The organism is Cyclobacterium xiamenense (assembly GCF_042140265.1).
Classification (GTDB): Bacteria; Bacteroidota; Bacteroidia; order Cytophagales; family Cyclobacteriaceae; genus Cyclobacterium; species Cyclobacterium xiamenense_A.
Genome location: NZ_CP159481.1, coordinates 1,027,147 through 1,040,941, shown reverse-complemented (window position 1 = coordinate 1,040,941; position 13,795 = coordinate 1,027,147). Strand labels below are relative to the sequence as shown.

Annotated in this window: 12 protein-coding genes; 3 read left to right on the top strand and 9 right to left on the bottom strand. The window is 47.8% G+C overall.

Annotation, left to right across the window (positions count from 1 at the left end; translation table 11 throughout):
- Positions 1-22: 22 nt before the first annotated feature.
- The 8 genes from gldM to ABWH99_RS04345 all read right to left on the bottom strand — a co-directional run bounded on the left by gldM (position 23) and on the right by ABWH99_RS04345 (position 9,348).
- Positions 23-1,624 (bottom strand): gliding motility protein GldM, encoded by a 1,602-nt coding sequence (gldM, locus tag ABWH99_RS04380; protein WP_375585088.1) that lies wholly within the window; start codon positions 1,622-1,624, stop codon positions 23-25.
- Between the two features lie 55 nt (positions 1,625-1,679).
- Positions 1,680-2,474 carry a gliding motility protein GldL gene (gene gldL / locus ABWH99_RS04375; protein WP_375585087.1) on the bottom strand — a complete coding sequence of 265 codons (795 nt, stop codon included), beginning with the start codon at positions 2,472-2,474 and terminating at the stop codon, positions 1,680-1,682.
- Between the two features lie 57 nt (positions 2,475-2,531).
- A complete protein-coding gene (gldK, locus tag ABWH99_RS04370) occupies positions 2,532-3,626 on the bottom strand; it encodes a gliding motility lipoprotein GldK (RefSeq protein WP_375586537.1) in 1,095 nt (364 codons plus the stop codon).
- Between the two features lie 111 nt (positions 3,627-3,737).
- Entirely contained in the window at positions 3,738-4,715 is a 978-nt protein-coding gene (locus ABWH99_RS04365; protein ID WP_375585086.1) for a type IX secretion system membrane protein PorP/SprF, read from the bottom strand.
- A gap of 77 nt (positions 4,716-4,792) precedes the next feature.
- Positions 4,793-5,566, bottom strand: a complete 774-nt coding sequence (locus ABWH99_RS04360; protein ID WP_375585085.1) for a uroporphyrinogen-III synthase — start codon at positions 5,564-5,566, stop codon at positions 4,793-4,795.
- A gap of 16 nt (positions 5,567-5,582) precedes the next feature.
- Positions 5,583-6,689 (bottom strand): DUF4271 domain-containing protein, encoded by a 1,107-nt coding sequence (locus ABWH99_RS04355; RefSeq protein WP_375585084.1) that lies wholly within the window; start codon positions 6,687-6,689, stop codon positions 5,583-5,585.
- Positions 6,689-8,434, bottom strand: a complete 1,746-nt coding sequence (locus tag ABWH99_RS04350; RefSeq protein WP_375585083.1) for a BamA/TamA family outer membrane protein — start codon at positions 8,432-8,434, stop codon at positions 6,689-6,691. Before ABWH99_RS04350 ends, ABWH99_RS04355 begins: the two co-directional genes overlap by 1 nt.
- Entirely contained in the window at positions 8,428-9,348 is a 921-nt protein-coding gene (locus tag ABWH99_RS04345) for an SMP-30/gluconolactonase/LRE family protein (RefSeq protein ID WP_375585082.1), read from the bottom strand. Before ABWH99_RS04345 ends, ABWH99_RS04350 begins: the two co-directional genes overlap by 7 nt.
- A 183-nt stretch (positions 9,349-9,531) precedes the next feature.
- Between ABWH99_RS04345 and hemW the strand changes: the two genes are divergently transcribed.
- Both hemW and ABWH99_RS04335 read left to right on the top strand, forming a co-directional pair.
- Positions 9,532-10,656: a radical SAM family heme chaperone HemW gene (gene hemW, locus ABWH99_RS04340; RefSeq protein WP_375585081.1), complete on the top strand. Its 1,125-nt coding sequence runs from the start codon at positions 9,532-9,534 to the stop codon at positions 10,654-10,656.
- A gap of 23 nt (positions 10,657-10,679) precedes the next feature.
- Complete coding sequence (locus ABWH99_RS04335) at positions 10,680-10,994, top strand: DUF721 domain-containing protein (RefSeq protein ID WP_375585080.1); 315 nt, start codon at positions 10,680-10,682, stop codon at positions 10,992-10,994.
- Between the two features lie 124 nt (positions 10,995-11,118).
- Here ABWH99_RS04335 and ABWH99_RS04330 read toward each other — a convergent pair whose 3' ends face one another.
- The gene (locus ABWH99_RS04330; protein WP_375585079.1) at positions 11,119-12,570 is read right to left on the bottom strand and encodes an aldehyde dehydrogenase (NADP(+)); all 1,452 of its coding nucleotides are present in this window, start codon (positions 12,568-12,570) and stop codon (positions 11,119-11,121) included.
- 254 nt (positions 12,571-12,824) lie between these two features.
- Between ABWH99_RS04330 and ABWH99_RS04325 the strand changes: the two genes are divergently transcribed.
- Positions 12,825-13,343 (top strand): GNAT family N-acetyltransferase, encoded by a 519-nt coding sequence (locus ABWH99_RS04325; RefSeq protein ID WP_375585078.1) that lies wholly within the window; start codon positions 12,825-12,827, stop codon positions 13,341-13,343.
- The last annotated feature ends 452 nt before the right edge of the window (positions 13,344-13,795 follow it).

Here is a 13,795-nt window from a genome sequence, read left to right as displayed (position 1 = left end):
AAACGCTCCAAACGACGACTTATTACCTGATCTGAATAGAATAGACTTCGTTAACGGTACTTCTGATTTTATTTCCCCTAAAGTTTGTTCGGGTCACTTCCCGAGCGATGATTACCAGGCGGTCGCCTCCCTGTGCTTGCGCTAAGAGATTCCGTACCGCCACGTTTTGTCCGGTGATGTTCACACTTTCTCTGGGCACATCGTTTCTTACCAAACGAACCTCACCGGCGGTTACCTCAAAATTGGCATCTCGGGGCATGGTTCTTCCAAACGTAGGTTCCGGTATGGCCCTAATCTGAAGATTGGTGAGACCATTGGCTGGCGTGGGATTTTGCAAATCAATTTGGGTGTCACCATTAAACGGACGGATCGTAGGTGCCGGTACCGGTTTGATTTCGTAGTCTACGGTACCAATGCGGTTTCCTCCACTGGATACCGTGATGTTTACAGTGCCCGAAGCCGCAGGAATTACCGTTACATCGGAAGGCCTGGAACCTTTTATCGCCTGCCCTCCGGCAACCGAAAATTCCGGCGCATAGGAGTTTCCAAGCGCGGGAACTTCTATCACCAGGTCATTGGCACATTCCGCATACAACTGGTTCACAACTTCCGAACTAACCTTGATGACCGGTTGGGCCACAAAGTATTCGTAATCGATAGTAAATACACTGTCCTGCCCTCCGATGGGCACCACTATTTCGCCCCTTAAGGTTCGGGGGGCAAGCCCCCGGTCATCGTAGCTGGATGCAGGAGCTACCGGAAATGCTATTTTACCAAAACCAGATTCCACCGGTATTTCCCGGCCATCCGCGGTCATTTTTAATTCAGTAGACGAGGAAGAGGATGCCAGAAACATCTCTGCTTCAAACGTAGTACCTGCCGCCACCACGTTAGAATTTGCCGCAACCCTCGCTTTCAAGTTATCTGCTTCAAAAATAAACGATCCCAAGGAATTCGTGATCGCATTCAATGCCTCACTCTCAATGTTGAGCACCTCGTTCTGGTGCTGACTGATAATCGCCAGAACCGCCCCTATGGGGGACTTCACGTAGTTCAAATTGACGTAGTCTTTGAACCTGACGTCAACGTCGTTTTTAAACAAATCGATCTCATTGGCATCCTTGGCAATTTTTTCAAAAGAGACGGGGATATTCAACTCCGCTAGCATTTGAGTTAATTCTGCCGGATATTCGTTGAGCTTTTCCTGCATCTCGTACCCGAGACGATTGTTGTTAAAAATATTCCCGGGGATGTCTACGTTTTTCAGGGCAGATGTTTTAAAATTGCCCTCATCGTCAATCGCATTTGCTTCATCGATCAACCGTGCCTTAGCATCCTCCAGGTACTGATATAGTGTCGAACTTTTCTCTCGGATTTGCCGGGCCACTTCCACTTTGGGAACATCCACCGGATTGTTGCCCTGCTGTTCGACGGTAGAGGAGATGATATTCACAGAAAACTGGTTTTTCTGAATGAAGTTCGTCGACGTTCGCTCCAAACCGTCATTGATCAGAATAAACTTCTGAAGGATCTGGTTACTTACCTGTAGTGCCAATAAAGCAGTCAAAACCAGGTACATCATCCCGATCATCTTCTGCCTTGGTGTTTCTTTACCACCCGCCATAAGCTATTTTATGTTTTCTAGATTAAAATAAGTAAGAACTGCTCATTCAACGAAATCATCCTTTCATTGCTGAAAGCATGCCACCATACACCTTGTTCAGGGAGTTGACATTCTGGTTTAATTTCGCCAGTTCGGTTTTAAAAGTTTCGGTTTCCTTGCCTGCTTCGGCAATGCCTTCCATGGCGGCTGTGACGTTTGAATAAAACTTACTGATCGTTTTGGCGTGCATGTTGGAATCTTTCAATTCCTCTTCGTAAACGTTATTCAATGCCGAAAGGCTTCGGGTTACGTTAAGAATCTGGTCTCGGTAAGCTTTGGCATCTTCCGATGCGGAGGACATTTCCGCCAAAGCGGAAGCCGTTTTGCTGTAAGAACTATTGATTTCAACCAGCGAATTGGAAGCCTTTTTTACGTTCTCAGCATATTCGTTCGTTGCTACCGTGGCATCGGTAAGTGAACCCAATTTTTCCGTGGTACTGGCAAGATTCTGCATGCCTTTTCCCAGACTTTCCAGCAATTCCGGGCCGATTTTTGCCTTCTCCAATAGTTCGTCCATTTTCTGAGACGTTTGATCCGAAGCTGCACCTGTGGACTTCGGACTCCCTTTTTTTCCACCGAGTTCCGGATATACTTTGGTCCAGTCCAGTTCTTCGCTTTTCGGTTCGAAAGCAGATAAAAAGAAAATCAATGCCTCAGTAGTAAGACCTACCCCAATCATGAGAGAGGCAAACGGCCAATCCAAAATCTTAAACATGGCTCCCAAAATTACTACTGCAGCGCCAATACCATAAATCTTAGGCATGACCGAACCGTAAAACTTATAAGCGAAGGTGTTTTTTTCTGTTGACATAATTTTTAAAAAACGTTAAGTAAGGAAATGTTTCTGGTATAGGTGAATGAGCTAATGTTATCGTCTGCTTCGTTTATTTGATTTCACGTCCATCGTACCTGAGCGACCAATATAAGTCATGGCCGTACGGAATCCAATGTGCGCGGTTTGCACGTATTGGTATTCATAATTTCTGGCACTCGTTTCCAAAAAATGGGCTACGTCTTTCCAGGAACCTCCTCGTACTACTTTTCGGGTCTCCGTGGAATCCTTAAACGTCGGATTCATGTCCCAGATTAGCGCATTGGCAGCCGGATTGTAGGCATCCTCAACCCATTCGGAAACGTTGCCCGCCATGTTGTATAAACCGTAGCCGTTTGGCGCAAAGGCATCGACAGGTGCCGTGTAAGCAAAGCCATCGTCAATATAATTGCCCCTACCTGGCTTGAAATTGGCCATCAGACAACCCCTTCTGTTTTTAAGGTAGGGGCCTCCCCAGGGGTACTTGGCAATTTCTTTGCCTCCCTTCGCTGCATATTCCCATTCCGCTTCGAATGGCAATCGAAATTTGGGCATGTCGAATTCAGACTCGTCGTTGGCGTTCATGTGATAGGATTTCCACTCGCAATATTGCTTCGCCTGATCCCAGCTAATGCCCACCACCGGATAGTCGTCAAAGGCTGGATGGTCGAAATAATACTCCATTAACGGGTCACCGTAATGATGGGTAAAACTGGTGGACCACACCGTAGTGTCAGGAAGCAGTTCCTCTAACACAAACTGAGGTGGATCAGCTTGGGTGGTAGGGGTTCCAAGTGCCAGGTCACCCATGCGCACCGCATCCAAAAACTGCCGGTACTTGTTGTTGGAAACCTCGTACTTATCCATAAAAAATTCGGATATGGTGACTTGTTTGTTCATCGAGGACAGACTTAAGGCAATGTCTTCGTCCGATTGACCCATCCAAAAAGTTCCAGCCTTTACAGGAGCCATTTCAAAAGGCAGTGCCTGCTGCCAGCCGGAACGCTTCGGAACGCCGGTCACCTCACCTCGCCGGTTGAGTTTTTCACTCGCTGTCCCTTTGTTTCCAAAAAGTCCGCAACCCTGGAGTAATGTCATTATTACCAGGCCCGAAATCAGGGTGAAAAAGCGCTGATTCATTTTTTTAAGCATAAATGACATTAAATTAACTACATTCATTTTCAACCATTTAAACAACTAACCAATTCGAAATTTAACAGATTTTATCAGAAAAACACAAGGATTTTTTCAATTATGTTTTCACTAGTCGAACCGAAATCTCGGGGTCCGTTGAATCATTCTGTCAATTTGTTTCGAAACCTGAGGTAAATTATAGGTTAACATAAACTCGTGCGAGGTGGGGGACTTTGCTTCCAGACCACCAACGACCAAATCGAATGCGTAACCCAACCTGAGGGAATTATCTCTTAACAGACTGTATCCCAACAACACGGAAGCAGACTCTTCACCTCTGTAAGCCAATCCCAAACTTATTTTTTTGTTGTACGTGCCTATAACGCTGACGTCGTACGAAAAATTATTCAGCGATACCGATTTTAGCAATATACTAGGTTCAACTGAAAATTGGGTAAAAGTGTTTATCCGGTACCCCGCCAACAAGTAATGGTGGTTTTCCAGTCGGTTTACCAGATTTCCGTCCCCAAAATCAAAACCCGGCTCGTTTAGGTTCCTGCTGCTTAAGCCCAGGTAATAATTCCCCCGGTCGTACATCAATCCCACTGTCAAATTGGGGTTGCCCTGATTTTCATCCCCCGCCGAGGGGACGGTCGGGTCCGGATTTACCGGAAAAAACTCATCGTATCGAATCGTACTGGAAAAAAAACCGCCCGAAGCACCCACGCTCAGGACTCCCCGACCCAAGGTCAGGTGGTAGGCAAGAGAAAGGTTGACTTCCTGATTGGTAAATGGACCAATGGCATCGTTCAGCGCAACCAATCCGAACCCGATCGGAATTTTTTTAAAGCGGCCGGAAGCAGACAGCAACTGCGTGGTAGGCGCCCCACCCGCCCCGGTACTCGTACTGTAATCCAGCCATTGGGTGCGGTGGAGGGCAGAAATGCGGTATCCGGCTTCCTTGCCTGCGAATGCAGGATTGTAAAACATACCATTGTACATATACTGTGTAAACTGTGCATCCTGCTGCCCCACGGCGTATGGCTGAAAGCTCAGAAATGCAGCGAAAAAACAAACACAGAATGTCAGGTAGTTTTTTGTGGTCATGTGTAAGGGACATTTTGCAATTGGAAACCTATTCTACACATTTAAACTGACTTTACCTGAAAAAAGATTAAAAGAAATCAGATTTTATTCGCTTTTTTTATGTAAAGTTCCAGAGCACCGGTCATGCTCGGAGCATTTGGGAGTGGCGCTTCAATGTCGAGAATCAGGTCCATCTCTTTAACTGCCTGCGCTGTGGTCGGTCCAAACGCAGCAATCCGGGTCTTGCCTTGCTCGAAATCCGGAAAATTCTGAAACAGTGACTTAATGCCCGAAGGACTATAGAATGCCAAAATATCGTATTTAATGTCCTTCAAATCCGATAAATCGGCCGCTACTGTATGGTAGATGATGGCCTCGGTAAAGTCAATGCCGTTTTTGCTTAAAAAGTCAGGGATGTCGTCCTTTCGGATGTCCGAACAGGGGAAAAGGTATTTTTCTGATTTGTGCTTTTTGAAATAGTCGAATAAGTCAGCAGCCGTGCGGTTTCCGACAAATAACTTTCGCTTTCGGATAACGATGTATTTTTGGAGATAATGCGCCGTTTGTTCCGAAATACAAAAATACTTCATATCCGCAGGCATTTCGATTTTTAGTTCCTGACAAATGCCAAAAAAATGATCGATGGCGTTTCTGCTGGTAAAAATTACGGCAGTATGCTTTAAGATCTCAATCTTTTGTTTTCTGAAATCCTTGATGGATACCGGTTCCACCTGAATGAACGGCCTGAAGTCGATTTTGATCTTGTATTTTTCAGCCAACTGAAAATAGGGCGATCGTTCATCAGACGGTTTTGGCTGGGAAACCAAAATGCTTCTTACCCGGTTTAATCTGTCTTTTGTTGATTGCGTCATTTTACTTTTTTTTCCTTTACCCTAGGAGCAATTTACAAATCACCAAAAAGGGGATCAATTCAGAGGTGCAAAGGTAAGAAAATAAATGATAATTATTAAAATCCTTTTTTTTGTACAACCAGATTGACAGACCAATAATGCCTGCGGTATAAAGTCCAAAGAACGAATAATATAAGGTCTGTAAATACAGACCTCCCGGGATCAACTGGTTCGAATACAAAACAACAGTTATACCCAAGACAACCAACAACCAAAACCCACTTACCTTCAGCAGATAAAAAAAATGAGGAAGGGCCACCCGCTGCAGGTCGAAAATAAACGTATTCATTCCCAGCCACATGAACTTAAAAAAAGTAAGCAAGGTGCCCACCCCACTGATAATCAACCAAAGCAAGACCATCGTTTCCAGCTCTTTTTCGAAGGCAATGCCCAGCATCTCTACCTCGAAAATGTGGATCCCCAACAGTACCATCAAGCCCACCCCCAGATTGACAACAATCAAATAAAACAAAAGCTCCGCAGAATAGATCTTTGAAAACCCAACGGACTCCCACAAGTCCTCGAAAGAGAAAATGCCAGCAGGGTTCCAGAACACCCCGAAGATGGTCGGAAATAGCAGCCGAAAAAGTGCAATGAAAAACAACAGCACAAACACCGCAATAAAAAAGAAATCCTTTACATTATCGATTTCCCGTTTACTCATGGGCCCGACCAACGGCACCGTTTCAGGCGAATCCAATGGGAAAAACCCCTTTTTTACGGACACATCGGTTCGGTCAATCCCTTTTCCCCGTACCGTTAGGTTTACCCCACCGCCCGGACTGGCGTGGGAACGCAGAATCTCGTTGGTTAAATACAGGAGGGTATCCGTTTCCGGGAGCATCCATAAAACATCCCCAAAAAACAAGCCGGCGTTTTTAGCTACGAGGATACGCCAGGATGCTGCTGGAAATTGCTCCGCATCTACCCGGACGAATACAGATCGATTTCCACCCGGCCCCGTATACTCCTGTTGCATCTCAGGATCGTAATTAATCAGCACCTGCGCGGTACCAGCCGTAGTCATCAACACCCCAAGCCAAAAGCCCAGGAATCCCATAAAAATCTGATTGCCTGTTTTCATTAAAAACGACTGGTAAACCCAAAATGAACCCGCGAATAGGCTACCGTCATCGGCTGATCGGCAGCCTGACCCAGCGCGTAAACGAATGTAAAGATCCCCCCGCTGGTTTCCAAACTTAATCCACCACCAAGGGCAAGCGGCCATTGCCTTTTCTGTCCCGATACGCGGTTTTCCAGCATACCGACATCCGAAAACAACAGAAAATAGGACTCATTACCGATATAGTACCTCGGTTCCACAGTCAGGTAAGCGTACCTACTGGCGTAAAAGAAATTCTCATTGAATCCCCGAATGCTCTTCAACCCACCCAGTCGAAATAAATCGTTGAGAAACAGGTTCTTGTTGTACATGTCTCCCGCGTCCAGGGAAAATTTGGTGCTTAGAGATTGATTCCATCGGAAATACCGCTGAAGATTACCTTGCAGGTAGTACTGAAGGGTGTTTTGCCAGGCCTCTTCATACAGTTCCGGTGGCAGGCCGGTATTTTCTACCAACCGCTTATTCCCTATCCCCAGCCGAAGGAATCCCTGCCAACCGCTTCTCGGCATTAAGATATCGTCCACATCGCTAAATTCCAGGGTTGCCCCGTAATTGGTATATCGGTAATCGGCGACCTCGGGCAGTGCGCTGGCATCGGAATACCTGCTTACATCCAGCAAATCTCCGGCTTGCCGCTTGCCAAAAAACCTGAGGTAGGTATTCGCTGCTACCTGATACCCGACATGCAACTCAAACTCCCGGTTTAAGAACGTGGTATCCTCTTTCAGAAAGGCAAAGGACAAGCCTAGGTCCAACTGAGAACCAAATAGAAAGGGCTCCCTGGCTGCCACTCGCAGGTTTTGGGAATACTGGCTGAGCCGCTGCCAATTCAACGAATAATCCCTACCCCTTCCGGATACATTAGCCAGGTGCAGGTCAAACTGTCCGGTTACCAGCCATTTGTTGGCCTCGATCTCGTTTGGCAGCAAGCCAATAATGCCGTCAAGGCGATTGATTTTCCGGTCGTTTACGGGTAAATAAACGGTCGCTTCCTCATTTTGGAAGGAAATTTCGGGGTTCCCTTCTAACCGAAGGTAGGGAATATTTCGGAGCCCTTCCAATGCCTGATCAACCCGCTTTTGGGAGAAGGGTTCGCCCGGAACCATTCGCAGCTTTCTCCCCAGGAAAAGTGATTGTGTCCGGGAATTTCCGGTAATCTGTAGGGTATCAAACGAAATCCAGGGGCCTTTTTCTACCCGCAAGCCGGCTGCCACCCGACGATCCTGCCTGATTCGAACGCTGTCCAGGGATACCTCCATGAAGGGATACCCGTTGTTTTGTCCCTGGCTTAGTATTTTTTCGATGAGGGAGCGCAACTCGCGAAAGCGAAACGGCTTGTCCTGAATCGGAAACCCGACTTGACTAGCAGAAGGTAGCATCCAGTGCTCCAAATTACCCCTGCTGAGAACCAACCAGGTATACTGCTCCCGGGCATCCAGGTAAAGGTGGGCGTTTCTATCTCCAAAAAATCGCAGGGAATCCTTCGCATCCAGATAACCCTCCCAATACAAGGAATCGAGTAGTTTCCGTGAAAGATCGTAGACTGCCAGGCTGTCTGGCAGGTCGTGTACGTCCCGCCCGGGGTCAGCATCCTCTGCTGAAATGAATACAGTGAGCCGATAGCTGTTCGTTTGTGCCTCGGCACTACCGGCAAGTCCAAACAACAGCACCCACCCGGTAACCAAAGGCCGAAGGATACTTACCAAACACCCCTTACCTTCATCGGAAAGGTGTAGACCGCATCCATAGCCGTTATAAATAGTGTCTTTCTGTCGCCCGCACCAAAACATACATTTGCCGTCCAATTTGCATCAATCGGGATATGCCCAATCTGATCTCCCCTACTATTAAAAATGGTCACTCGTTTTCCCGTCAAATAAACATTGCCTCGATGGTCAATGGTCATTCCATCCGAACCCATTTCCACAAACAATCTGCGGTTGGTGAGGTATCCATCCTCCTCAATATCGTACACATAGGTTTTGTTATCTCCGATATCGGCTACGTAAAGTTTCTTTCCATCCGGGGTTCCCACCAGGCCGTTGGGCTTCACCAGGTTTTCATCCACGCGGAAAAACTGCAGCCCGTCTGCGCTTAGGTAATACAAATGTTGCCCGTCTTGCTGCATTTCAGGATCCCTGTCCCAATACTTCCTGGCATACAAGGGGTCCGTCAGGTAAATTCCTCCCCTGGGATTGATCCACAGGTCGTTCGGTCCGTTCAGTTTTTTACCTTTAAAACTCTCGAGAAGCACCTCGTGATTGCCCTCCTTGTCAAACGACCACAGCTCGTTTTCCGCATCCGCACAGGCGATCAGGTCACCCTGCAGGTTGAAATAAAGGCCATTGGACCTGCCCGAGTTTTCCGAAAAAACCGAAATTTCCCCCGTTGAAAATTTCCATTTGTAAATCTTGTTGTTCGGCTGATCGGTGAAGAACACGTTGCCTTCGCGATCCACCGCCGGACCTTCGGTAAAAGCATATCCTTCCCCAACCTTTGTTACCTGGGCGTCTTTGGGTACCAAATTTTTTTTAATGTCCACCTGGGCGAGGGAATGCAGAGACGCAAGCAAGAAGCATACCGTCGACCAAAGAGCTATTTTGGGAGAATTCATTTTCATCGTAAGAGGGATTGCATGTCGATTTTTATCCAAAAATAAGCCAATTATCCACAAAAACTAAAACCTGATCGCAAGAATCTTTAGCTTTGTATGCCCATTTTGGGGAAAAGGGATCCAAACGGTCGCATCCCGGGCCCTCCCTCACTGGACATTACAAATCCAATTTCAAACCACATAGAGCCAATGGCTGGTATTTACGTTCACATTCCCTATTGCCTGCAAGCCTGCCGTTATTGTGACTTCCATTTCAGCACCAACCTGAAAAAAACCACAGAAATGGTAGATGCAATCTGCCGGGAACTGGTACTCAGAAAATCGTATTTACCTGCAGGCAGCCCCATCGAAACCCTCTATTTCGGCGGGGGTACTCCATCTATTCTGTCTCCCACAGCCATCGAAAAGATCTGGCAAACGGTGCAAGAAAATTACGCCTGTGCATTTCGGGAAGTGACCTTGGAAGCCAACCCCGATGATCTGGACGAGACAAAACTGGAGGCCTACCTGACCATCGGTATCGACCGATTAAGTATTGGGATTCAAAGTTTCAACGAAGAGGTGCTGCGCTTCTACAATCGTTCGCACAGCGCTGACGAATCGCTTGCCTCGCTTCAAAAAGCCAGAAGAGCCGGATTCAAAAGCCTTTCAATAGACTTGATTTACTGCTTTCCCCAGCCCGATCATGGGATCTGGCAGCAGGACCTGACCCAAGCTCTCCATCAAGCGCCTGAACATATTAGTGCGTATTGCCTGACAATCGAACCCAAGACCGCTCTCGGGGTTTGGGAAAAAAAAGGAAAATTTAAGGCAGCCTCTGAGAACTTTCAGGCCGAACAGTTTGAAATCCTTCAGCAGACGCTTTCTTCGGCAGGCTATGTGGCCTATGAGATTTCCAATTTTGCAAAAAAAGATGCCTTCTCCCTGCACAATAGCAACTACTGGAAAGGCGTACCTTACCTGGGTGTAGGACCTGCCGCCCACTCGTTTGACGGAACGAATAGGGGACACAATGTAGCCGATAACGCCCGTTACCTGCAGCACCTGCAAGCCGGCCGGCTCGCCTTTTCGGAAACAAAGCTATCACGGGAAGACCACATCAACGAGTACCTGCTGACCTCTTTACGTACCATTTGGGGGCTGCGTCCGGACTATCTAAAAGCAAAATTCCAGTGGGACCTGCTCGCCGAGCGAAAAACAATGCTGGAAGACTTTGAATCCCAGGGGAAAATCCACGTACACAAGGACCGGATCACGCTGACGGAGTCCGGAAAATTACTGGCAGATTACCTGGCATCGAAGTTATTTTTATGAGGGTTTCCACGTATCTTTACCCCATGAAAAAATATCCTTCAGACAACCAACGAAACAATCATACCGCTCCATTAAAGGAGGTGTTCGAAGAATTGTTGGAGGCCTACCGCCTTAAGGATACCTTTTCGGAAAAGACCGTTATCCAGGAATGGGAACAACTCATGGGCAAAACGATAGCCTCCCGAACCCAGCATCTTTCTATCCGGCAAAAAGTACTGTACGCCAAAATAAGTTCCGGACCCCTGAAGAAAGAAATGATGCTCAACAAATCAAAAATCCTCCAGTTGATCGAAAGCCGATACGGCAAAGGTGTCGTCAAGGACCTGGCGCTCCTGTAAGCACGAATAAGAGGCATCCCCGTGGTTAATGGCCCGAAGAAATCGATGGTGACGAACAACCTTCCGCGTACCGCTCCCCGATATCAGGCAGGAGTGGGGCAGGACCAGCGCCCTGGCAGCTGACTTATCCGGATACCCATTCTCCATCCACTCTCCGAAGAATTCCCAGGGGGTTCTTCTCCTGCAAGGCCTTTGGCAACAGGGATTCCGGCATGTCCTGATAGGCTATCGGTCTGGCAAATCGCTTAATGGCATACACACCTACCGAGGTACTCCTGCTATCCGTGGTGGATGGAAAGGGGCCTCCGTGCTGCATGGCATACCCGACTTCTACGCCCGTAGGCACCCCTTTAAACAATAGCCGGCCACATTTTTCTTCCAGAAGATTCAGAAAGGCACCGCTCCGGTCCAATTCCTCCGGCATGCCCCAAACGGAACAGGTAAGCTGTCCTTTCAGTTTTTGAGCCAGGGCGATGAGATCGGCCTCGGTCTCGTAGACTACCATGATCCCAAAAGGGCCAAATACCTCCTCCTGGAAAGCATCTTCTTTCAGCCAATCTGAGGCGGATACTTTGGCCAGGGCCGCATTCCCCGTTAATAATTCCCCCGGTTTCGATGCCAGGAGCCACTCGATTTCCCCTGCATGAGACAAGGTCTCCAGCGCCTGATAATAATTGTGGCAAATACCCTCGTGAAGCATGGGTGCACCTTCCGTCTGCTTCAACTGGCTTACGACAGCCTCAGAAAAGGCCTGCTCTTTTGATTTGGGAACGAAAATCAGGCCTGGGTTGGTACAAAACTGCCCCACTCCCAGGGTGAGCGAGCCCGCATAGGCAGCTGCTCCCACCTCCACCTGCTCGGTAAGGAATTTTTCAAACACAAAAATCGGATTGACACTTCCCATTTCCGCAAAAACAGGAATGGGTTGTTCCCGGGCATTGCAGGCATCGAACAGTGCCTTTCCTCCACGGAAGGATCCGGTGAATGCCACGGCCTTTGCCAGGGGGTGGGTAGCCATTAATTGGCCCGTTTCTATTCCCCCCTCTATGTGTTGGAAGGTGCCTTTCGGTAAGCCGCTTAGCCGGACCGCGTTTTTTATGGCCTCGGCCACCATCCGTGAGGTTTCCGGATGCGCTGGGTGCGCCTTATATAGTACCGGACAACCTGCCGCCAGGGCAGAGACGGTGTCTCCACCCGCCGTAGAAAAAGCCAGCGGAAAATTGCTGGCGCCAAATACCACAACAGGACCCAAAGGCCGCAACATGCGTCGTAGGTCTGGCTTGGGCACCGGCTTTCGTTCCGGATCCGCCCGGTCAATCGTGGCCTCTACCCAACTTCCCTCGGACACTTCCTGAGAAAAAAGCCGGATTTGACCCAAGGTTCGGCCAAGTTCTCCCGTGATTCTTCCCTCAGGCAAATGTGATTCCCGGGCAGCCGTCGGTACGAGTTCCTCGCGAATCCCATCAATTTGCCGGGCCATCTCCTCTAAAAAACCAGCGAGCTGGTGGTTGTCCATCGACTTCAATAGCAAAAATGCCTCCTGGGCTTCCTGAAAATTAACGGTTAATTGATCCATTTTTTTATGTACGGGTTTATTTGGTTTAAAAAACGAGATAGCTCCCCGCCCTAAGATCGGGTGCATTGAACCGAACAAGTTACAGGTTATTCGCGGCAGAAACAAAAAATCCCGCAGAATACCCCCTCGCATGGTTTGCGATGCAAGGTTCCATTCGTTGATTCGGGATTTTCTTTGATTTTCCGGCTGGGTAGTGATAAATTTGAACCGATACGCCAACCGAAGACCACGGGCCTCTTAATCACTGCAACTGCATGAATTCGCAACGTTCCCTATCGGATGAATCCCTTCGCCTGATCACTCATTTTGAACCCGGAGACATTGGGGAAATCATTGCCCTGCATGGGAAGCACTACTACGAGGAGTTTGGATTTGGATTGGGCTTCGAAAAATACGTTGCCCGGACCTTCGCCGAATTTGTGTGCCAATTCCAGGAAAATACCGATAGGATCTGGATTGCAAAAGCCGGTAATGAAGTCAAAGGATGCATCGCGTTGGTTCACCGTGATGCCCAAACCGCACAATTGCGGTATTTTATCACAAGTCCGGACTACCGGGGAAAAGGCCTGGGAAAACGGCTCTTCCTGCTCTGCATGGATCGTATCCGGATCGGTGGCTATTCCCAGGCCTATTTATGGACCAGCGCCAACCTTACCACAGCCGCCAGCCTCTATCTGAAAGCGGGATTTCGAAAAACCGAAGAAAGAAAATCGACCAATTTTGGCGTTCCGATGTTGGAACAAAAATATACCTGGCAACCCACCGGGATTTGAGGCCACGGAGGGTAGCACGATGGATGCAACCAGCCCTGGCAGACGCTCGCCTGAGGACAGAAATGAAGCCAACATGCCGGCTAAGGGTAGACGAGTACGGAGACCCGAATAGTCAAAACCAAGCAGCATTCCAGATGGATTTTCGCAGCAAGTTGTAGGAAAAGAGATCACTGAAGGAGAAAAAATATACTATGTGTATTATTAGTTTTCAACCCAACGTATAGTGCCATAGAAAATTCGGTTTTTTTAAACTAAAACTAATACAAATTTCAAGTGGGAAAAAAAAGCGTGGAAAGTCTCAACTTTTTTTGAAATAATTTTCACGGTCAATCTTTTTTCTCTATAATTAGGCGCTTAACACGTAACAACGGATAAAAATGTATTTGAATGGTAAATCGATGCAGGTTTTTTTATCTCTGCTGTGCAATCGATTCCATAGTTCTAGGAATGGT